20 protein-coding genes and 2 pseudogenes are annotated in these 21905 nt (G+C 41.1%); 15 read left to right on the forward strand and 7 right to left on the reverse strand.

The features are described 5' to 3' along the window. The 3 genes and pseudogenes from AC1F2U_RS31145 to AC1F2U_RS31155 form a co-directional block, all read left to right on the forward strand. Window positions 1–188: pseudogene (locus AC1F2U_RS31145) on the forward strand (photosystem II q(b) protein); the annotation flags it as partial. Window positions 189–356: 168 nt separating this feature from the next. After that, window positions 357–1445: a chorismate synthase gene (aroC, locus tag AC1F2U_RS31150; protein ID WP_480264633.1), complete on the forward strand. Its 1089-nt coding sequence runs from the start codon at window positions 357–359 to the stop codon at window positions 1443–1445. A gap of 110 nt (window positions 1446–1555) precedes the next feature. Further along, on the forward strand, window positions 1556–3451 hold the full coding sequence (locus AC1F2U_RS31155; protein WP_480264634.1) for a hypothetical protein: 1896 nt from the start codon (window positions 1556–1558) through the stop codon (window positions 3449–3451). A 75-nt stretch (window positions 3452–3526) separates the two neighbouring features. Here the strand turns inward: AC1F2U_RS31155 and AC1F2U_RS31160 are convergent, their stop codons facing one another. Continuing rightward, window positions 3527–3691 (reverse strand): hypothetical protein, encoded by a 165-nt coding sequence (locus AC1F2U_RS31160; protein WP_480264660.1) that lies wholly within the window; start codon window positions 3689–3691, stop codon window positions 3527–3529. Between AC1F2U_RS31160 and AC1F2U_RS31165 the strand changes: the two genes are divergently transcribed. From AC1F2U_RS31165 to AC1F2U_RS31180, 4 genes are all read left to right on the forward strand, one after another. Beyond that, complete coding sequence (locus tag AC1F2U_RS31165; protein WP_335189225.1) at window positions 3618–3815, forward strand: SemiSWEET transporter; 198 nt, start codon at window positions 3618–3620, stop codon at window positions 3813–3815. The two genes, AC1F2U_RS31160 and AC1F2U_RS31165, sit on opposite strands and share 74 nt — an antisense overlap. Before the next feature lie 21 nt (window positions 3816–3836). Continuing rightward, a complete protein-coding gene (locus AC1F2U_RS31170; RefSeq protein ID WP_480264635.1) occupies window positions 3837–5492 on the forward strand; it encodes a B12-binding domain-containing radical SAM protein in 1656 nt (551 codons plus the stop codon). A gap of 98 nt (window positions 5493–5590) precedes the next feature. Next, window positions 5591–5779 (forward strand): CPXCG motif-containing cysteine-rich protein, encoded by a 189-nt coding sequence (locus tag AC1F2U_RS31175; RefSeq protein WP_480264658.1) that lies wholly within the window; start codon window positions 5591–5593, stop codon window positions 5777–5779. Window positions 5780–5798: 19 nt separating this feature from the next. Then, window positions 5799–6248: an SRPBCC family protein gene (locus tag AC1F2U_RS31180; RefSeq protein ID WP_480264636.1), complete on the forward strand. Its 450-nt coding sequence runs from the start codon at window positions 5799–5801 to the stop codon at window positions 6246–6248. A gap of 22 nt (window positions 6249–6270) precedes the next feature. On the opposite strand, the pseudogene AC1F2U_RS31185 reads toward AC1F2U_RS31180, so the two are convergent. Continuing rightward, window positions 6271–6465: pseudogene (locus AC1F2U_RS31185) on the reverse strand (oxidoreductase); the annotation flags it as partial. 425 nt (window positions 6466–6890) lie between these two features. Between AC1F2U_RS31185 and AC1F2U_RS31190 the strand changes: the two are divergent. The 5 genes from AC1F2U_RS31190 (at window position 6891) to AC1F2U_RS31210 (ending at window position 12355) form a co-directional block, all read left to right on the forward strand. After that, a complete protein-coding gene (locus AC1F2U_RS31190) occupies window positions 6891–7082 on the forward strand; it encodes a chlorophyll a/b-binding protein (RefSeq protein WP_292853273.1) in 192 nt (63 codons plus the stop codon). A gap of 318 nt (window positions 7083–7400) precedes the next feature. Beyond that, on the forward strand, window positions 7401–8162 hold the full coding sequence (gene crtW / locus AC1F2U_RS31195; protein ID WP_480264637.1) for a beta-carotene ketolase CrtW: 762 nt from the start codon (window positions 7401–7403) through the stop codon (window positions 8160–8162). Between the two features lie 117 nt (window positions 8163–8279). Continuing rightward, complete coding sequence (gene cofG / locus AC1F2U_RS31200) at window positions 8280–9260, forward strand: 7,8-didemethyl-8-hydroxy-5-deazariboflavin synthase subunit CofG (RefSeq protein ID WP_480264638.1); 981 nt, start codon at window positions 8280–8282, stop codon at window positions 9258–9260. A gap of 190 nt (window positions 9261–9450) precedes the next feature. Then, a complete protein-coding gene (gene hflX, locus AC1F2U_RS31205) occupies window positions 9451–11196 on the forward strand; it encodes a GTPase HflX (RefSeq protein WP_480264659.1) in 1746 nt (581 codons plus the stop codon). Window positions 11197–11470: 274 nt separating this feature from the next. Continuing rightward, window positions 11471–12355, forward strand: a complete 885-nt coding sequence (locus AC1F2U_RS31210; protein WP_480264639.1) for a 2OG-Fe(II) oxygenase — start codon at window positions 11471–11473, stop codon at window positions 12353–12355. Between the two features lie 385 nt (window positions 12356–12740). Here the strand turns inward: AC1F2U_RS31210 and AC1F2U_RS31215 are convergent, their stop codons facing one another. Then, window positions 12741–13013: a hypothetical protein gene (locus AC1F2U_RS31215; protein WP_480264640.1), complete on the reverse strand. Its 273-nt coding sequence runs from the start codon at window positions 13011–13013 to the stop codon at window positions 12741–12743. A gap of 395 nt (window positions 13014–13408) precedes the next feature. Then, on the reverse strand, window positions 13409–13882 hold the full coding sequence (locus AC1F2U_RS31220; protein WP_480264641.1) for a hypothetical protein: 474 nt from the start codon (window positions 13880–13882) through the stop codon (window positions 13409–13411). Between the two features lie 585 nt (window positions 13883–14467). Between AC1F2U_RS31220 and grxC the strand changes: the two genes are divergently transcribed. Beyond that, window positions 14468–14740: a glutaredoxin 3 gene (gene grxC, locus AC1F2U_RS31225; protein ID WP_480264642.1), complete on the forward strand. Its 273-nt coding sequence runs from the start codon at window positions 14468–14470 to the stop codon at window positions 14738–14740. 232 nt (window positions 14741–14972) lie between these two features. Then, window positions 14973–15947: a glutathione synthase gene (gshB, locus tag AC1F2U_RS31230; RefSeq protein ID WP_480264643.1), complete on the forward strand. Its 975-nt coding sequence runs from the start codon at window positions 14973–14975 to the stop codon at window positions 15945–15947. A 500-nt stretch (window positions 15948–16447) separates the two neighbouring features. Here the strand turns inward: gshB and ftsZ are convergent, their stop codons facing one another. From ftsZ to AC1F2U_RS31245, 3 genes are all read right to left on the reverse strand, one after another. After that, window positions 16448–17764, reverse strand: a complete 1317-nt coding sequence (gene ftsZ, locus AC1F2U_RS31235; RefSeq protein WP_194043065.1) for a cell division protein FtsZ — start codon at window positions 17762–17764, stop codon at window positions 16448–16450. A gap of 60 nt (window positions 17765–17824) precedes the next feature. Continuing rightward, a complete protein-coding gene (locus AC1F2U_RS31240) occupies window positions 17825–18112 on the reverse strand; it encodes a hypothetical protein (RefSeq protein WP_480264644.1) in 288 nt (95 codons plus the stop codon). A 727-nt stretch (window positions 18113–18839) separates the two neighbouring features. Then, window positions 18840–19673 (reverse strand): cell division protein FtsQ/DivIB, encoded by an 834-nt coding sequence (locus AC1F2U_RS31245; protein ID WP_480264645.1) that lies wholly within the window; start codon window positions 19671–19673, stop codon window positions 18840–18842. 897 nt (window positions 19674–20570) lie between these two features. Here AC1F2U_RS31245 and AC1F2U_RS31250 point away from each other — a divergent pair. Then, on the forward strand, window positions 20571–21902 hold the full coding sequence (locus AC1F2U_RS31250) for a P-loop NTPase fold protein (RefSeq protein ID WP_480264646.1): 1332 nt from the start codon (window positions 20571–20573) through the stop codon (window positions 21900–21902). The last annotated feature ends 3 nt before the right edge of the window (window positions 21903–21905 follow it).

The following is a 21905-nucleotide window of genomic DNA, read 5'->3' on the forward strand; positions in this document are numbered from 1 at the left end:
GTTTCAACTTCAACCAATCAATCATTGACTCTGAAGGTCGTGTGATTGCAACTTGGGCGGATGTAATCAACCGCGCTAACCTGGGTATGGAAGTAATGCACGAGCGTAACGCTCACAACTTCCCTCTAGATTTGGCTGCTGGTGATTCTGCTCCTGTAGCTCTTACCGCTCCTGCTATCAACGGTTAATTCTGAAGTTTAGCTAAATGAGAAAGCGCCCTCTGGTAACGGAGGGCGCTTTCTCGTTTGTATAGGTATAGGTTATACATCAAACATTCCGAGTGCTAAAGCATAAAAGTTAACTTTTGCACAAACTCTAGGTAAAATACATAAGCCTCATCCTTTTTCCTTAAGATCATGGGCAACACTTTTGGTCATCTATTTCGTATAACTACTTTTGGTGAATCTCACGGCGGTGGTGTGGGGGTTGTGATTGATGGTTGTCCTCCACAACTAGAAATTTCGGCAGAAGAAATTCAAGTGGAATTAGATAGAAGGCGTCCAGGACAAAGTAAAATTACGACACCTCGCAAAGAAGCCGATACCTGCGAGATTTTATCAGGGGTATTTGAAGGCAAAACACTAGGAACGCCTATAGGAATTTTGGTACGGAACAAAGATGCTCGTTCCCAAGACTACGACGAGATGGCCGAGAAGTATCGCCCTTCTCACGCGGATGCAACTTATGATGCAAAATATGGCATTCGCAATTGGCAAGGCGGGGGTAGATCGTCAGCGCGTGAGACAATTGGCAGAGTAGCAGCAGGTGCGATCGCTAAAAAAATTCTCCGTCAAGTTGCCAATATTGAAGTTATTGGTTATGTCAAGCGCATCAAGGATTTGGAAGGTGTAGTCGATCCAAATACCGTTACCTTAGAACAAGTGGAAAGCAACATCGTGCGCTGTCCCGATGCTGAATGTAGCGATCGCATGATTGAATTAATTGAGCAAGTTGGTAGACAAGGAGATTCTATCGGCGGTGTCGTAGAATGTGTAGCGCGTAACGTGCCGAAAGGTTTGGGCGAACCAGTATTTGATAAATTGGAGGCTGATATCGCTAAGGGTGTGATGTCTCTCCCTGCTAGCAAAGGCTTTGAAATTGGTTCCGGTTTTGGCGGAACGCTGTTAACGGGAATTGAGCATAACGACGAATATTATATTGATGAAAATGGTGAAATTCGCACTGTAACTAACCGTTCTGGTGGTATTCAGGGGGGAATTTCCAACGGGGAAAATATCATTTTACGAGTTGCATTTAAGCCGACGGCGACAATTAGAAAAGAGCAAAAGACAGTAACTCGTGAAGGTGAAGAAACGCTATTAGCCGCAAAAGGACGACACGATCCTTGTGTGTTACCGCGTGCAGTTCCAATGGTTGAGGCGATGGTGGCGCTAGTATTGTGTGACCATTTGTTACGGAATCATGGACAGTGTAAGGTGTTGTAGGGATTGTAATTGGACTTTCAGAAAATATTTATGCTTCGAGGGTGAGTGTCTGACTCGCCCTTTTTTATCTGTATTGCTATAGTAGCGTATAACACATTTAACTACGTGCCATGACAGCTGCTATCAATACGGACAAAGAGTATCAAAATCGCTTAAAACACTTTACTAGCCTAAAGTCCAAGTATCAAGCAACTAAATATAACGATTCATCACCCTCTAGTCTTCTCTATCTTATACTGCGTAAAGTTGATTTAGGAATTGAGCTAACTGAATTAGAGTTTAATTGGTTAAGAGAGCAAAAACTTTTTGAAACTGTTGAAATCATTTGCGAACAGCAGCAATATAAGCTAGAAGAACTTAGAAAACTAGAAAATGAGTTTTCCCATCTCAAATCTCAGTATCAAGTCCCTAAATTTTCGGGAGCTTTCAAAAATATTTCTATTATTCTGTATCCAATTCTTTGGAAGCTTAACTCATGTAATTCACTCACGAATTCAGAGATTGAATGGTTAAAAAATAATGGGCTTGGTAGTACAGCTGCTCTTGCTTATAAGATGGAATTGGAGAAGCATTTTTCTGCTTTAAAAACAAAGTACCAAGCTACTAAATACGAGGGTTCATCAATTAATAGCCCACTATATAAAATTCTCACTAAGTTGGAAATAAAACAAAGAATAAGCGCTCCCGAATTAGAATGGCTGATAAAACGAGAGCTATTTGAAACAGCAGAAATTTTTAAGCAGCAGGAGTTAAAAAAAGAAGCTCAATTTGCTCAATTACGAGATAAATATCAGGCAAATAAACACCTATATTTATCATTATCGAGTCCACTATATCCTATACTGCAAAATATTGATGCCAAAAAGAATTTGAGTGATTCCGAGATTAACTGGTTGGAACAGCAAGAATTTAACGAAACAATTGCCATTGCTCAAGAATTGCAACAAACACGAGAATTTGCTGCCTTAAGAGTTAAGTATAAAGCAACTGAATATCAGGATTCATCGCCCAAGAGTCACCTGTATAAAATTCTTAAAAGACTTGAGTTGTCGAATCAGTTAGGTGAACAGGATATTAACTTTCTCAATAAACGCAAGCTGACTGAGATTATAGAAATTGCAAATGAAAAATACGCCTCTCTCCTAAAATCTAAGATAGATTCAGGAGAACTACTTAATGAGTCAGAAATTGAGTGGTTGAAAAATAATAGACATGAAGATATCATTATCTTTGCTAAACAAAAGCACTTTGCAGTTTTGAAATTAAAATATGATGTTTTAGGCTATCAAGATAAATTACACACCAGTCTTTTATACACAATTTTGCAAAAGCTTGAGTTAAAAGAGCGACTTGAAGCAACAGATGTTGCTTGGCTTCAAGAGACTAAAATTGAAGTGTATCAAGCAACATATAGTTATTATAGGTGGCAAAAAGAGCCTAAATATCAAGGGAATAAATTATTCTCTGGTAATATTTTGATTGCTTACCACACAATTGAAGCAAATTTTTATGAGCAGGAGTTTCACCGTACTGAGAACAAATGGAACTTGGCAAATGCAAGCAGCCATTGGCGCAAAGCAGATGAACCAGAACAGGCATTGCAACTGACAAATAATTTGGAATTAGACAAAATTAAAGAAAATAAACTAAAGTCAGCTTTGCTAACTAGCAGAGGTGGAGCTTTTCGAGATATTGGAAAATTAGATGAAGCAGAAAATTGCGCCCGTCAAGCTATTGAATATCAACCAAAAATCCATCACCCTTACACTTTGATGGGAGCCATTTGTTTTGAACGACATCAATATTCAGATGGTGAGTATTGGTTTCAAGAAGCAATCAAACGTGGGGCTAATCCTAGAGATCTGGATTCTGAAATCAAGCGAGTAGTGAAAAATGCTAAGGATGAAAGCAAGCGTCGCCAAGTGATAAATTACCTACTAAATAAAGATCCACAGCGGTATGCTTGGGCAAAGTCTTATGTCAAAAATCCAAATAATCAAATTTGAATCACAAAATAAAATTACATCAGAAAAGTGTAATGTTAAAGTAACATTTAATGTAATGTAAATGTTACTTTAGCATTACACTAAAAGTGAATTGATATGGTTGCGTCGCATGGATTTTATAACAATTTTAGGATTAGCTGCCGCCACAATAACCACAATCTCTTTTTTGCCGCAGATGTTTAAAACATGGCAAACCAAATCAGCTAAAGATGTTTCTTTTGTTACGCTGATTACATTCATAAGTGGTGTTTTTTTGTGGCTAATCTATGGAATTTATTTACAATCCTTGCCAATTATTCTTGCTAACGCCATAACATTGATTTTTAACTTAATTATTCTATGGCTTAAAATTAAATATAGATAAACTTGTCTCTAACAAACACCTGTGACATCATCTGTATTTGACTCTGAACGCCTTCTCTTTACACCCACTACTCCAGACACCAACGCTATCCCCATAATCTTCGCCTTTCCCAACGAGTACAGCGTAGGTATCACTAGCCTTGGCTATCAAGTAGTGTGGGCAACTTTGGCAATGCGTGATGATGTGCAGGTGAGTCGCCTGTTTACAGATACTCACGAACAACTCCCCAGAACACCGGAAATTGTGGGATTTTCGATTTCCTGGGAACTGGATTATGTGAATATTTTAAATTTGCTGGAATCTCTAGAAATTCCGATTCTGGCAACTTATCGCGATGCTTCACATCCGATAATTTTTGGTGGTGGTCCCGTTCTCACTGCTAACCCCGAACCTTTTGCAGATTTTTTTGATGTAATTTTACTGGGGGATGGCGAAACCCTACTAGGAAATTTCATTGAGGCGTACAAAGAAGTAAGAAATGCTTCAAGACAAACTCAACTAAAAAAACTTGCACAAGTTCCAGGAATTTATGTCCCCAGTTTGTATGAGGTGGAATATCACGCAAGAGACGGTGAAGTAAAGTCTATTAAACCAATTTATAGCGAAATTCCCGCAGTGGTGCAAAAGCAAACTTACCGAGGAAATACTCTATCGGCATCGACTATAGTCACTGAAAAAGCGGCATGGGAAAATATTTACATGGTAGAAGTGGTGAGAAGTTGTCCAGAAATGTGCCGCTTTTGTTTGGCGAGTTATCTCACACTACCTTTTAGAACAGCCAGTCTGGAAGATTCATTAATTCCAGCGATCGCAAAAGGTTTAGAAGTCACAAATCGGCTAGGATTATTAGGGGCTTCTGTTACTCAACATCCAGAATTTGAGGCGTTGCTAGATTATATTAGTCAACCAAAGTACGATGATGTCCGTCTCAGTATTGCCTCAGTGCGAACCAATACTGTTACAGTCCAGTTAGCAGAAACTTTGACAAAACGAGACACGCGATCGCTTACCATTGCAGTAGAAAGTGGTTCTGAGAAAATCCGGCAAATTGTCAACAAAAAGCTGCATAACGATGAAATTATTCAAGCAGCCATAAATGCCAAAGCTGGCGGATTAAAAAGCTTGAAACTCTACGGAATGGCAGGAATTCCTGGTGAAGAAGCAGAAGATTTAGAGCAAACCGTGGCGATGATGCGTAATATCAAAAAAGCTGCACCAGGATTGCGCTTAACATACGGATGCAGCACCTTTGTACCCAAAGCACACACACCGTTTCAATGGTTTGGGGTAAATCGTCAAGCCGAAAAGCGGTTGCAGTTTTTGCAAAAACAGCTAAAACCACAGGGAATAGAGTTTCGCCCAGAAAGCTATAATTGGTCGATTATACAAGCTTTGTTATCGAGAGGCGATCGCAGACTCTCCCAACTCCTCCAACTTACTCGTGACTTTGGCGACTCCTTGGGTAGCTACAAACGTGCTTTCAAACAACTCAAAGGACAAATCCCAGACTTAGATTTCTACGTCCACGCCGAATGGTCAACAGAACAAGTATTACCCTGGAGTCACTTGCAAGGGCCTCTGCCACAGTCTACACTACTAAAGCATTTGGCTGATGCTCAGAGTTATATCAATCCATCTCCAAAAGAATTACAGCCAGTACTGGGGGCTAGCAACTAGGGACTGGAAATTAAAAATTAATATTCGATATTCAATGCCCAATGTCCCATGCCCCATGCCCAATGCCCAATACCATTGAATTCATAGCTGAAAACTTGATGCAAAACACAGGTGAGTATTACTGCGCCTATTGCGGCGAACCGAACTTAACTTTTATTGATTTTAGTGCTGGAGGACAGCAATCTTACGTTGAAGATTGTCAAGTTTGTTGTAACCCAAATATTTTGTATGTGCGGGTTGATGAAGATACCCTAGATATCGAGATTGATACCGAATCCGAAAGTTGAATTTTAGGTTTTTCTTTCCATGCTGCACTTTAAACATTCCTCAGTAATAAATGCGTTACCAGAAGTAGTTTGGAAATTTCACGAAAGGCCAGATATTTTGCAACTGTTGAATCCACCTTGGCAGCCAGTCCAAGTCGTTCGTCGTGAGGGAGGGCTAAACGTGGGTGCTATCACCGAATTCCGCTTATTTCTCGGCCCATTACCCTTAACTTGGTTAGCGCGTCATACTGAATGTGAAAAATATCGCCTGTTTACCGACGAACAGATATCTGGGCCTTTTGAATCTTGGGTACATCGACATGAATTTGAAACGGAAAATGGCAAAACCAGATTAACTGACGCTATTTCCTTCTCTATGCCTGGTGGAGGAACAGTTGAATTTGTCAGCGGTTGGTTAGTGCAAGTGCAACTAGAAGCAATGTTTCGCTATCGCCACTATGTGACTAAACAAGAATGTGAGTCACAATAGCAGAATGTTCTGGCAGCAAAGATTAATTATCCTGATTCTTCAACCCTTGCCGCGAAACCCACTTTATCAAACTAGCAAACAAGCCATACAAAGCTTGCGATAAATTCGCCGAACCAATCATCACTTCTGATTTCTTATTCTTGACCGCATTCCAGATAGCATTTGTCATATCAACAGGCTTCTCCACCACCGGATTTTTCAGCACATTCTCAAGCTGTCAGCATGACGAGCTGCAAGCACGAGTTCATCGTGCCAATAAAAGAGCCGTTGCTTTGCCAATGCCTTCAGAAGCACCTGTAATCAGTACCGTAGGAATCATACTTGAAGTTTTTCAAACTTATTTATATATAGTTTGGGTAATAGCACCCTAGAAACCTTCTAACTTTCGTTAGATTTTTTATCATATCCAAAATAGTTTTTTAGTTATTACAAGTTTTCATTAGCAGTTGTTTGGTAAAAATACCTCTGCTCTATTAGCTAATAAGATTTATTATTGAACTTTGGTTAGATAAATATTTCTTAAACCTGCTTAAAATCTCATTCTTTAGAGTTGCTTCTACTTTGAAACTAGAGACAGATAGCGCCCACTAAGTAAGTTAAGTAATATGAACTAAGTAATTAGCTTCTTAAGAGAACTTAACAATGGCACTTTATCCTAGTGATAAAACTGAGACTGCATACAATGGCAAAGACCGCAATGCTGGCGATCTTGGGCTAACTCCTCAGTCTGAACTTTGGAACGGTCGCTTGGCTATGATCGGTTTTCTAGCTTACTTACTTTGGGATCTCAATGGTTATAGCGTAGTGCGGGACGTACTTCATCTCATTTCCTAAACTCCCCGCTAATTATTGACCATCTTTGTTACAGGCTGAGATTATATCCAAAGTATCGAAGATAAGACACTGGTTATAGTAGATACAAACTTTTTCAGTGCCTTTACTTGTATCACCCAACCTTCCAACCGAAAACAGTTTGTAGAATAGCAGTTGCTTGTGTAATACTAGTTAAAGTATCTTAATATTTATACATAATTCTGAGTATTGGCATTGTCCAGTGTAAAACATTGACCACTAACAGATTTTATCGGTTAGTAGTTTTAGTCATAACTATATTTTTGGAATTTTCATCTGAATGCTAGGCGGAGTAAAAGCGTGATCCAGTTAGAAAAACCACCCAGTCATCAAACAAAACTGACTCCAGTAGTGAGAAGTAAATCTCAGTTTAACGGGCTTTTCATTGCTATTGTCATTGTGAGCCTATGGGTGATTAGCCTGAGTTTATTACTTTCCCTTGACATCTCCAAAGTAAAATTTTGGATGTTATTGCCTATTATATTAGGGCAAACATTTTTATATACCGGATTATTTATTACATCTCATGATGCTATGCATGGGGTAGTATTTCCCCAGAACCCCAAGATTAATCATTTTATTGGAACATTGACCCTATCCCTTTATGGTCTTTTACCCTATCAAAAATTATTGCAAAAACATTGGGTGCATCACCACAATCCAGCAAGTCAAATAGACCCAGATTTCCATAATGGTAAACACAAAAACTTCTTTGCTTGGTATTTCCATTTTATGAAGGGTTACTGGAGTTGGGGGCAAATTATTGCTCTGACTCTTATCTATCAATTTGCTAATCACATCTTTCATATACCCCATGCTAATCTAATAACCTTTTGGGTGCTTCCTTCGCTTTTAAGTTCATTCCAATTATTTTATTTTGGTACTTTCCTTCCACATAGTGAACCAAGCGAAGGCTATATTCAGCCTCATTGTGCCCAAACTATTAGCCGTCCAATTTGGTGGTCATTTATCACGTGCTATCATTTCGGCTACCACGAAGAACACCACGAGTATCCCCATGTTCCTTGGTGGCAGTTACCAGAAATTTACAAAGCAAAATAGTTCTTGTTTATCTAATAAGTTAGTGAGCGTGAATAATTAAAGGTTTGTAGTCAGGGTCTCCAGCCCTTAAAATAAGTCTGTTGCTGCTTACTAAGAGCAAATTTATTCTGCTTATTTATGTTAATTAATCATTCTCGTGTTGTAACTTATAGCCCTGCTTATACAATCGTTCCCACTTACGAGTGCTTTAATCGGTGTAGCTACTGTAACTTTCGCAGCGAACCGGGTAAAAGTCCCTGGATGAGTATTTCAGATGCAGACAGTATTTTAAAACCACTTCAAAACAAAAAAGTCTGTGAAATTCTCATACTTAGCGGTGAAGTACATCCCCATTCGCCAAAGCGTCAGGCGTGGTTTGGGCGGATTTATGATTTGTGTGAATTAGCGCTTTCAATGGGGTTTTTACCTCACACAAATGTAGGGCCACTGAGTTTTGAAGAAATGCAAAAGCTCAAGCGTGTGAATGTTTCGATGGGGCTGATGTTGGAACAGTTAACGCCAACATTGTTAAAGAGTGTACATCGGCACGCACCGAGTAAATTACCAGAAATCCGTTTACAACAATTGCAATGGGCGGGAGAGTTGCAGATTCCCTTTACAACTGGATTACTGTTGGGAATTGGGGAAACTGTAGATGATTGGTGGGAAACATTAACAGCTATATCTCAACTACATCAGCGTTATCACCATATTCAAGAAGTTATCCTGCAACCTCATAGTCCAGGATATCAGCAAACCTTTGATGCACCACCTTTTGACCTTCATCAGTTACCAGAAGTAATTGCTAAAGCACGTCAGATTTTACCACCAGATATTACTATTCAAATTCCGCCGAATTTAGTTAAAGATGACCTATGGTTACTCGCTTGTATTGAAGCTGGAGCGCGAGATTTAGGTGGAATAGGGCCAAAAGATGAAGTGAATCCCGATTATCCTCATGTTCAGGAACAAGCATTAAGAGAAATTTTACAGCCTGCGGGGTGGGAATTGATGCCTCGTTTGCCAGTTTATCCGCAATTTGATAGTTGGTTGTCGGGAGAATTACAAACAGCGGTGAAACGCTGGCGCAAGACTCTGACCCCAGTTTCTCTTTTGTAAGAATACGGAAATAGAGATTTTCCTATACCGAGGTGCAGACAGAGATTACTAAAATAAAATAACCTCAAATCAATATCCCCGCGAACAAATTCACAATGCATCCCTCAAAGGAGAGAGATAGGAGCCTAAACCCTGTTGTAAAATAGACATATAAGGATTCGGGGGGCCATTTAACTGGTCAAAAACGCCTATAGAAACTATTTTTGGAAATCTCCAAGGTCTGAAGTCCAGCCAGCTGAAGCAACTACAGCGGCTGTATCACCAGCGCATACCAGGCGATCGCATCACCACGCCTGAGTTTTCCCAGCGTCTGGCAGCAATTAGCACAGAAGTCAATCAGCCTGTGTGCGCTTACATCAACCGTCGCGGACAAGTGATTCGCGTCGGGGTAGGCACACCGCGCCAAACGCAAATACCACCGATGGAATTGCCCCGTTACGGTGCAGAACGACTCAGTGGTATTCGTTGTATTGCTACCCATCTCAAGCCAGAACCGCCCAACGAAGCGGCGCTCACGGCGATGGCACTGCAACGCTTAGATGCCCTAGTTGTCCTAAATATTACCGGAACTGGATTTACACGGCGGGGAGGCGGTGCAACTGGGTATGTCAAGGAAGCTTATCTAGCTCATCTGACACCCCAAGAGTCTCGCACCCTGATTACTAGTCCTGCGGCTCTCAAGGTAGAGGAAAGCCAAATCCAAACTCCAAGTTGGAATATATCGCCACCTCTGGACTTAGACGATCTGGCAGACCAGGATTTAGTAGATTTGGTGGAAAATCTGGAAGCGGAATTCCAGCGCGAATTTATCGCCCAGGAAGTAGATGCTGACCACGATCGCGTGCTGATTGTGGGGCTGATGACTAGTGAGATGACTCCCCTACAATTCCAGGACACTCTAGTGGAATTGGCACGTTTAGTTGATACTGCTGGGGGAGATGTATTACAGACAATACAACAAAAGCGATCGCGCGTTCATCCCCAAACTGTAGTTGGCGAAGGTAAAGTGCAAGAAATTGCCCTAACTGCCCAAACACTAGGAGTCAACCTCGTTGTCTTCGACCGCGACCTCTCACCCTCCCAAGTCCGCAACTTAGAAATGCAAATTGGCATCCGGGTGGTTGACCGCACCGAAGTAATTTTGGATATCTTTGCCCAACGCGCTCAATCCCGTGCCGGTAAGTTGCAAGTAGAACTAGCACAGTTAGAATACATGCAACCGCGACTGGCTGGTAGAGGTCGCACCATGTCCCGATTGGGTGGTGGTATTGGGACTCGTGGCCCTGGTGAAACCAAACTGGAAACTGAACGCCGTGCCATTGGGCAGCGCATTTCCCGACTGCAAAAAGAAGTAACTCAGTTGCAAGCCCATCGTTCGCGCCTACGGCAGCGACGACAGCATCAAGAAGTTCCCTCAGTAGCTTTGGTTGGATATACCAACGCTGGTAAATCTACCCTGTTGAATGCTCTCACTAATGCAGAAGTTTATACAGCCGACCAGTTATTTGCTACTCTCGATCCCACCACGCGCCGTCTGGCGATTCCTTATGGCGAAACCAATGAACATCAGGAAATTCTGATTACAGATACAGTAGGGTTTATACACGAACTGCCTGCATCGTTAATGGATGCCTTCCGCGCCACTTTGGAGGAAGTCACAGAAGCCGATGCCCTACTACATTTAGTGGATTTGTCTCATCCTGCTTGGTTACGTCATATTCGCTCAGTCAGAGAAATTTTGGCACAAATGCCAATAACTCCTGGCCCGGCGCTAGTTGTTTTTAACAAGATCGATCAAGCCAATAGTGAGACACTAGCTCTAGCTAGGGAAGAATTTCCCCTGGCGGTATTTATTTCTGCGAGTCAGCGCTTGGGATTAGAAACCTTACGTCAGCGCCTTGCCAAGCTGATTGAATACGCCGTTGACTCCCAGTAAATACGGAAAATAAATTTTTGAATTAGCATTATTAATGCCGTAGTTGTCTTGACTACGGCATTAACTTTTGAAGATGAATAATATTACTACTTCAGTAAGCTTTAGCAGTTTATGCAGTTTATGTGGAATTTGCTGAATGACAATATTAGAAAATACGTGCTAGAACCATTGATTACTGGGCATTTTATATATTTGGAATTGGAGCGCTATATTAGCCTTTCAGTATGACTTTTAATAAGTGTCCCAGCTATTAACATCATAGCAGGCAAAGTTTATGCAATCACCTTCGCAGGAGTTGGAAGAGTCTAAAGATGTCAAAGTTCAGCTTCTTTTAACTGGAGGACATCAATATACTGTTTATTTAAAATCAGATGCACCTGTACTACATAGTCTGCTAACAACAATTGTGGGTCGTGCTTATAAACAAGAGTCTACTTCTCACACTTTATTTCAACTTCCCATAAATGAAGGTCATTCTGCTTTGTGTTTTTCAAGCGATCGCCTTGTGGGTGTAGTAACAGAACCTCCTATTTGGATACAGCAAGTAGAAGATGTACAACTTCCATCTACTGATATTTTAAATTCTAATTATATACAAATAGATAACTTTTTATCTCAGAAAGAATATGAACGATTAATTAAATATGTGTTAGACAAAAAGTCAGATTTTGTGCCGACTAATACTTCTACCCAAGATAAAGATTATCGCCAGTCAATGGTTCTCTACTCGTTTCCCGAATTTGCTGATCTGATTATCAAGCGTATTCAGGAGATGATTCCTGATGTAATTAGCAAATTAGGGTTACCATCATTTTCGGTATCTCAAATAGAAAGTCAACTGACAGCACATAATCATGGTAATTATTACAAAATCCATAATGACAATGGCAGCCCAGAAACTGCTACAAGAGAACTTACATACGTTTATTACTTTAATCGAGAGCCAAAGCAGTTTTCTGGTGGTGAATTACTAATTTATGACAGCAAAATTGAAAATAACTTTTATGTCAATGCAGAGTCTTTTAAGACTATTGAACCGCGCAACAATAGTATTGTATTTTTCATCAGCCGATATATGCACGAAGTGAAGCCTGTGATTTGTCCGTCTAAAGCTTTTGCTGATAGCCGTTTTACAATCAACGGCTGGATACGTCGATAAGCGAATTTAAGCAGTTAGACAATACCTTCGGCAATTACCAGAGGGTTGAGTTAGGTAAATACATCTGACTCAACCCTCTGGTAAAATCTATGGTTGCTTAAATTGGTTCTACTTTTTGTGGAAAGCATTTTTATTGTCTCGTCCACACATAATCTTTAAAAGCTCTTATGCGATAGGCATTGAAGAGGCTTAGTTTGCAGTGCAAAATTTTTTCAATTTATAAAGCCAATATTAAACGGTATTTATTCTTATAGTATTTGTTGCACATGCAGTATATGGCAAAAAACAAATTTAATATTTTTAGTGATAAACAAACTTGCTCATCTAAGTGTTAATACTATCTATTCAATAATTATTTATATAAATAAACCCATTAATAAAGATATCAATAAAACTGTGAAAAACAGCAGACACTTAAAAAATATAAGGAGAAAATTGAAGTTGAAATTAACAAAAATTTCTGTATATAACGACTATTATTTAGTAAATTAATCATGGCAAGAGTCTTTTCTATTCGGCTAGGATCTTCTTTGATAGCGGCTGCGGGTATAGCTGTATCTACCTCTTCGTTCAACCCTGCTAATGCCGCCTCTATGAGTTTCACTGCCACTAACTTTACAGGCGATCCGCTGCAAGTTAAATACACTTTAGATGACACAGTAGCGGGTGCTGGAAAGGTTCAGTTTAAAGTGGAATTTTTGACTGACTCAACCTACAAAAATATCGGCGATATACGCGGAGTCTTTTTCAACATTAAAGATAACTCGCTTCTATCTGGCCTCAAAGTCACAGGTTTGGGCGTACCCATAACGGAGACTGCATATAACACCGCCGGACAGCTTCAAAGTGTCGGTCAAGCTAATCTGAACGGTGATGGAAATACCCACAAATTTGAATACGGTGTAGAAATTGGTCAGCAAGGTTTAAAGGGCGGGAAAGATGACTTTCAAACAGCAACCTTTGTCCTGTCTCACAGTACAGCAGCCTTAAATCTTGATCAGTTCTTCAATCAAGACTTTGGCTTGCGTGTAATGAGTGTAGGACTTCCAGGTTCTAGCCGTTCGGGAAGTAGCAAACTTGCAGGCATATCACCAACACCAGCGCCCGCACCAGCACCAGCTCCAGCTCCCGCACCAGCGCCAGCTCCAACGCCAGCTCCAGCGCCAGCTCCAGCGCCAGCTCCCGCTCCAGCACCAGCACCTGCTCCAGCGCCAGCTCCAGCTCCCGCTCCAGCACCAGCGCCAGCACCTGCTCCAGCGCCAGCTCCAGCACCTGCTCCAGCACCTGCTCCAGCGCCAGCACCTGCTCCAGCGCCTGCTCCAGCGCCTGCTCCAGCACCTGCTCCAGCACCTGCTCCAGCGCCAGCTCCAGCACCTGCTCCAGCGCCAGCACCAGCACCAGCACCAGCACCAGCACCTGCACCAGCACCTGCACCAGCACCTGCACCGTCAGTACCGCCTTACTATCAACCTCCTGCACCTGCACCTCAACCGAGAAAAGTACCTGAACCCAGTACAACCGCAGCATTAGGATTATTTGCCTTGGGTGTTTTCAGGCTCCAGAAGAAAAACAAAAAAAATATTTCCCAAAATTAAACCACACTGCTGAGTTTTAGTAGGAGGGAGCTTAAATATGGGTTTAGAACAGCATAAGCACTTCTAAACCCATTTTTGTTAGAGGTAAGAAACGCTAAACTAGAACTCACACAAATAATTCTTGCTTTTTAACTAACGCTTAGTAGCGAAAAAATTTAAGCGATAGAAATAATCTCAATATAATTACTGCTATTGCTAGCATTTCAACTGAAATATTAATAGTTTGTTAGGTCGAATGTAAAATAAAAATAATCTACATATTTAGCTAGCTTAACTTTGGAGTCTAAATAAAGCTACGTAAATAATTAAAGGTTTGTAGAGACGCTACGCGTAGCTTGCTTCTCCAAAGGGGTACATTACAAGCTAATATATTGTTTACATTACTTAACACTACTTTTATTTATATTTGCCTACTTACATCAACGCCTTCTGTAGATTAGGTCATGAAGGGATAAAGCAGCCACAGTCAGTGGCAAAGCTCTAAAATTAAAAAGTATTAAATCAAGTTGAGGACATCATGGCTGCAAAAGTAGAAATTTACACTTGGAGGACTTGCCCGTTTTGCATTCGTGCCAAAAGTTTACTGAAAAACAAGGGTGTTGAATTTATCGAATACAGTATTGATGGAGATGAAGCAGCCAGAAATAAAATGGCTCAAAGAGCAAATGGAAGGCGCTCTGTACCACAAATTTTCATCAATGACGATCATATTGGTGGTTGTGATGATATCCACGCTTTAGATAGTCAAGGCAAGCTGGATGAGCTACTAACTTCTAGCAATAGCGTATAGATTCAGAAGATATTGCCCTAGCGACAAGCCGCTGCAAATTACGCGGCAGTCGCTACAACTCTAGAAAAACAGCACGCTGCCTTATCTACGGGCTTCCTCACAAAACCAATCTGTCCACAAGACTTTACCCTCCAGGTTCTACTCAGTAGTACACATATACATCAATTGGTGAGAGCATCAAGAGATAATAATTGAATAACCATTTAATTTCTTGGTGATTGAGGTATAAAGGGTGAAACTGGCTTTTATCATTGATTCCATCCATCTACTTGACCCGTGTCATGACACCAGTGTTGCCCTAATTGAGGCAGCGCAAATCCTGGGACACGAAGTCTGGATAACTCAGGCAAATCTGCTGAGTGTGGTGGAGGGCAAAGCTTGGGCTGTCCTACAGCGAGTCGAACTTGTACCAGTACAGTTGCTAGAGGGACGCTGGGTAGCGGCGAATCTTTGGTATAAGTTGAGCGATTCCTCCTTAACTGCTTTAGAGACAATGGACGCCGTATTTATGCGGACAGATCCACCTGTCAATGATTCCTACCTCTATGCCACCTATATTCTGGATTACATTGACCAAAATAAAACTTTGGTAATTAACAGTCCCAGTGGCATCCGAGGGGCAAATGAAAAAATGTACGCCCTTCAGTTTACCGAAGCGATTCCAGAAACGATTGTCAGTGCTGATAAGCAGTTTATCCGGCAATTTGTGGAAGCAAAGGGAGCAGGGGTTCTTAAACCGCTGGGTAACAAAGCTGGCGAAGGAATTTTATTTTTGCAATCAGGCGATCGCAATTTTAACTCTATTGTTGAACTCAGTACCCTCCAAGGTAAAGTGCCAGTAATGGTACAAACCTATTTACCACAGGCAAAAGAAGGAGATAAGCGAATTATTCTGCTCAATGGCGAACCAATTGGTGCGCTCAATCGCCTCTCTAGCGGAACTGATTTTCGCAATAATATGGCAACTGGTGGTACAGTCGCTCAAACCGAAATTACCCCAAGAGAATATGAAATCTGTACCCAAGTAGCCGAACGCTTACGCCAAGATGGCTTAATTTTTGTGGGTATTGACGTTATCGGTGGCTACCTAACTGAAGTTAACGTCACTAGTCCTACCGGAATTCGTGAGATTGACCGCCTAGATGATACTCACCTTGGATATCAGGTTATTCAATGGATTGAACAGACACTAAAAATCAAAAAATAATTTACATTTTTTTGTTTGATGCTCTATTCCTCAGCAAACAGACTTCTTTCGGACACTTGCGTGGGCTGGTTTCTTACGCTACTTTTTTAAGTAAATATATTTACTTATATGGAATATGAGTTTTAGTAGATCGCGAGGGGTAGATGCATTCATGTCTCTGATTGGCTGTGACACTCAATGACTCACTAACGCCCTGGCCCTTGGCGTCTCTCTTTGAGAGAAAACTCGCTAACACTGCGCTATCGGTGATGCATCCATAGTTGGGCAGGTATTCTTATTGTTTTGTTCTGAAAGCATAGTTGGACATGCAAGCTAATAGACTCCTGCCCAAATTCATTCTATAAAGTAGCGTTGACAAGCTTTTTTACCAATTGGCAAAATTGGGTACAGCAAAAGATTGCTTATCCCTGCCCTTGGTAAAACCCTGGTGGAAGTAGCAGATTTTATACAGCGTTTAGCCTGACCTAACACTGCTAAGTTAATCTAAAATCCCAAATCTTTTAATTCCTTGGTGTACGTCGGTTTCTCAGAAAATCAGGGATATCTAATCCAGGTTTTTCCTTTGGTTCTGGAATTGGAGTTGGGGTTGGAGTTGAACTTGGAGTTGAGGTTGGGGGATTAACTGTCGGTTGCTGTGTTGTTGGACGCTTCGAGGTATTAGGTGCTACTCGAACGTTAGCCACGCTTTGTTGTACCGCAGCTTGCACTTCACCTGTAAATCCAGTGGCAATTACAGTAATTCTTACCTCACCTTGGAGCCTGTCATCAATTACAGCCCCAAAAATAATATTGGCGTTGGGATCGACTACCTCATAGATTGCTTCTGCCGCTGCATTAACTTCATGCAAAGTCAGGTCAGTACCACCTGTAATATTAAAGACTACCCCTCTAGCGCCTTCAATAGAACACTCTAGTAATGGTGAAGAAATAGCTGCGATCGCAGCTTCTCTGGCTCTAGATTTTCCAGAACTAACGCCTATTCCCATCAATGCCGATCCCGCATCTGCCATAACTGCTCGGACATCAGCAAAGTCAACGTTTACCAAACCGGGGATCGTGATGATATCAGAAATACCTTGCACCCCTTGCCGCAGTACATCATCTGCATAACGAAAAGCTTCTTGCACAGGCGTTTGTTCGGGGATCACTTCCAGCAGTTTGTTGTTGGGAATAATGATCAGTGTATCTACTCTACTTTTTAGTCCTTCAATACCTTGTTCTGCTTGACTGGTGCGGCGGCGTCCCTCAAAAACAAATGGACGTGTGACTACACCAACAGTGAGAGCACCCATTTCTTTGGCCACTTCTGCCACGATTGGTGCTGCACCCGTCCCAGTACCACCCCCCATACCAGCAGTGATAAATACTAAATCTGCACCCTCTAAAGCCGTAGCAATTTCGTCCCGTGATTCCTCAGCTGCCTTTTGACCGATGGCAGGATTACCACCAGCTCCTAAACCCCTCGTTAGCTTCTGCCCAATTTGCAATCGACTTGGAGCGCCAGCTAAGGTAAGAGCTTGGGCATCAGTGTTAATTGACCAAAACTCTACCCCAGAGACATCAGACTCGATCATGCGGTTAACAGCATTGCCGCCACCACCACCGACACCAATCACTTTGATGTTGGCGACCCGGCCAGGAACAATTTCACCAATTCGGCTATTTTCCGGAGAAATTTTTTTATTATCGTGATTTTGCCCGAAGTTCAGCCCAGAATTATTGAAGGGATTAGTCGAGTTAACTGCCAGAGAGAACCCCGGCTGTCCCGTAGATTGGGAATTTTTATAGTTAAGTCCTTGGTTATTATCAAGTGTCATTGGATTTGTGAAAGGGTAGATAAACGACTTTTTCAGGTGTTATTCACCTAAGAGTCAACTTTAGTTTGACAATGCCACAATAATATGGCGTTGTTCTTTATTGTTTTCACTACTGCCAAGCCTAACAGAATTGGCAGTGCGAAAATTTGCTATGGGATAAGCTTTTGACACAGCCGATCGCACAGCCAATTCTAGAGAAGTATACCTATATTTATCTAAAACTGACCTGTATAACTTCAACCAGACATTAATCTCTTCATTATTCTCAGCAGCGGGTATAACTTGTAAAGACACACTACAGCGTATCTTCTCTGCCTCAATAATAATATTGTTAATAAGTTTTACCATTGGGCATAATTGCAGCTTTAGATACAAAATTTACCTTCTACTTACTTATGCTTAAGTTAAACTAAGCAAGAATTTACTTGTCAGACTATACCTGATTAATTTGTTGTTTGGGTGGTCTCAATGGACACTTTGTTGGAGCAATAGTCTATCCTACAAGAACCCTCACTAGTGCGGCCAACAAATCAAGATTTCCTAAGAGATTTCGTCACCTAATAGGAATTACAGCACAGAACAGTCCAAACTTATTGCCCAGAAGCAATGCTTACGCAACTTTGGCTGGCATTTTTCGTTACAGATTGAAACTTCGGTAAACTGTCTTTGGAAGTGTCCTCAACAGACCAAAGCCAGAGCTTTTTTGCCTCTGCACTTGGATGGCGGCATAAACCGTTCTGATCGGGGACCTCTGCTCACGAGTCTGAATCTGAATGAAAAGCTTAAGCAATGTTCTCTTTTTGCACTGGGTTTAGTAAGAAATGTATGGTCAGAAGGCGTTTTGTACGCTATAGACCATCATTAGACTGTCTGGCATCTTGCACCCTACTATTAGATGTTAGGGTAACAATTGAAGGTCTGTTACTCGCAATAGAGATTTTATGATTGATTTTCTCATTTTAATTAAAAGTTAATGCCGATTTTCGGGCGATTTGCTGGAAAACTGAAAATAATAAATATATTTATCAGCATAAAGCTTCTTAATTTACTAGGAACTATCAAAATAATAAACACGCTAAATGTTTTTAGGAATTTTGGGAGTTAATTTTTGGTCTTTTTGGTTCATTTGTACTAATGGAAGTTCAGGATTTTTCAGATCGATATACTCTATTTGACCAGAATTAAATTTTGTTGCTAAATGACGCATTTGGGCGAGTACCTTAATTTGTTCAGACAATTGGGGGCCTGGAACACCAAGATGCACATTTCCTAATTCTGTTTTCAAAATTAAATTTGTTGGATTTTGGCAATCAATTTCCATCACTTTCACGGGACTTTGGCTTACAGCTTCATGGAGTTGAGTCCAGTAAAGGCAGTATTGATTTGGCAAGCCAATTACTCTGAGATTGGGTAATTTTCTAGTAGGATTCAGTGATGTATATTTTTCTAAAGGCATCCAGGCCCCACTTGCATCTAGCAAGCCGATTGTTACTTTTTTGTTGCCACGTGTTTGAGTTACCGCTACAGGTACTCGTTCTTGGATTTCAATGATTAATCCAGGAGGAAATAGGCGGCGTCTGACGATCGCTTGGGCAATAGTTGGTTGTTTCTTCAAAGATTTAGCGATCGCTGACGGTTCAATCCGCCACAAAGACTGAGGGTAAGATAGCACCAACAATGACTGAGTTGTTTGATCTGACAGCAATTTATTACCTGATTTCATCACTATTTGTTTGGGAACCTTTAGCATCCACATCGGTTGAACTGCCACCCACAACAATCCACCCGCCAAACCAGTAATGGCAAAGGTTCGCCAAATAGCTTGAATAATTTTCATCTGCCGCTGCCGACGCAATTTCTGACGGCGCTGGGCTAGATGCGTGCGGGAAACTGATATTATGCCAGCCATTCACACCCCTTTTTGATTGCAATCTAAATTCCTTGACAAGCTCGTATCATTATTAATTTCAGTAAACACTGTTGGCATCTTTTAGCCGCTCTCCTCAAGACTTTTTTTATTTTTAGTAACACTTTACAGTAACTACACAATGATTATGGCGCTAGTAATTAGTCCTATTAAAGTTTCCGGTGTCCATTTTTAACTGACTGTAGTCTTTTTGACAAGTTATTTTTGAAGATTTTTCCTTAAAGATTACAAAATATTAATTGAGATGTGTGGGATTTTGCTTTCTTGACAAATAGAATGTGAAATGATAAATAAGTATTCCGATGTCTCTGTATACCTTGCTATAATTCATACCAGTTAGACCCATCAGCTATCCCAACTGAGAACCATGAAAATTTGTAGCTTTTTTTACTTAATTCCTCAGCAATATAATTTTGTGGCAGGTCGAACAGAAGGGAGAGATTGTCAAAACCTCAATGGCAGGTGTAAAAAGGACAGATATGCTTAAGACCTGACAGGTCGAACGGCACCAATAAAAGATGAAATCCTTGCCAGGTATGGGTATAGAGGGTAGGTTCGGAAAAAATCAAGAAAAGTAAAAATAAGTGCGAACATAAACAAATTTCTTTGCTACGCAACGCTGGCGCGAACGTCACTATACCCCACACCCTACACCCCACACCCCAAAGCTTTGTAGATAATGGGTTTGCATTATCTTAATGCCATTCGCTATTAGGGTCAATTAAATCTCTACCATACTACTGACAGTAATCTGGCAACAAGCGCTGTCTTTTGCAAGACACTACCACCTTGTGGATCAATCCAGTGTCTACATCCTAGATAGGGATTTATTGTATAAAAAATCCAAACTAAGCTGCATCTACATAAACCTCTACATACATGAAAACGACATTAAATTTGTCACGTTTTTATAAAGCATGTAACCCTAGCTACACGCTCAATATAAGTAACGTACTAGATCGGCAGTATTACATAGATTTTGCTGATGTACGTGGTTGCAAAATTGTCGAAGAATTGCAACGAACTATCATTCGTATTTCTCCTGACGAGCCAACTTGTCAGTTATTTACGGGTCATATCGGCTGCGGTAAGTCAACGGAATTGCAGCGCCTCAAGACAGAACTAGAATTGGCAGGATTCCATGTGGTTTATTTTGAGTCCAGTCAAGACTTAGACATGGCAGATATTGATATCAGCGATATTTTGCTGAGTGTAGCCCGTCAAGTCAGTGCCAGTTTAGAAGGGATTAGCATCAAACTCAAACCTGGTTACTTTACCAATTTGTTTAAAGAAGTAGGCGATTTTTTGCAAAGCCCCATAGAGCTTTCTGGACAAGCAGAGTTGTCCTTGGGTATTGCCAAAATTACCGCCAAAACCAAAGATAGCACCCAGATGCGGAATCAATTGAGGCAATATCTGGAACCACGTACCAATAGTATTTTGCAGGCGATTAACGAAGAGATTTTAGAAAAGGCTGTTGAACAGCTAAAGCTAAGGGGTCAAAAAGGACTGGTAGTGATTGTAGATAATTTGGATCGAGTGGATATGCGTCCCTTAGCATCCGGGCGATCGCAACCAGAATATCTCTTCATTGACCGAGGCGAACAGTTACGCCGACTTAAATGCCACCTAGTTTACACAATTCCCCTAACGTTAATTTTTTCCAATGAGTATGAGACACTGAAAAATCGTCTGGGGGGAGGGATTGCACCAAAAGTACTACCGATGGTATTGGTGCGGCAAAGAGATGGCAGTGACTACGAACCAGGAATGTCACTAGTGCGCCAGTTAGTTCTAGCTAGAGCTTTTCCAGAAGTTCCTTTAGATAGCAGACTGTTATTAATTACAGAATTATTCGACCGCTCCCAAACCTTGGATCGTCTATGTCGCGTTAGTGGTGGTCACATTCGTAACTTATTAGGTTTACTTTATAGCTGCCTGCAACGACAAGATCCGCCTTTTTCTGGGGATTGCCTGGAAGCAGTGATTAAGGATTATCGCGACGATCTGTTACTAGCTATTGATGAATCCCAGTGGGAATTACTGTTTGAAGTAGTACAGCAGCAGAGAGTTAAAGGTGAGTCTGACTATCAGAGCTTACTAAGAAGTATGTATCTATTTGAATATCGCGATCCTGTGGGGCGCTGGTTTGGCATCAGTCCAGCCTTGGCAGAAACAGACAAAGTTTTGGCTTGGCAACAAAACAAGTAACAG

Source organism: Nostoc sp. LEGE 12454 (genome assembly GCF_056620565.1).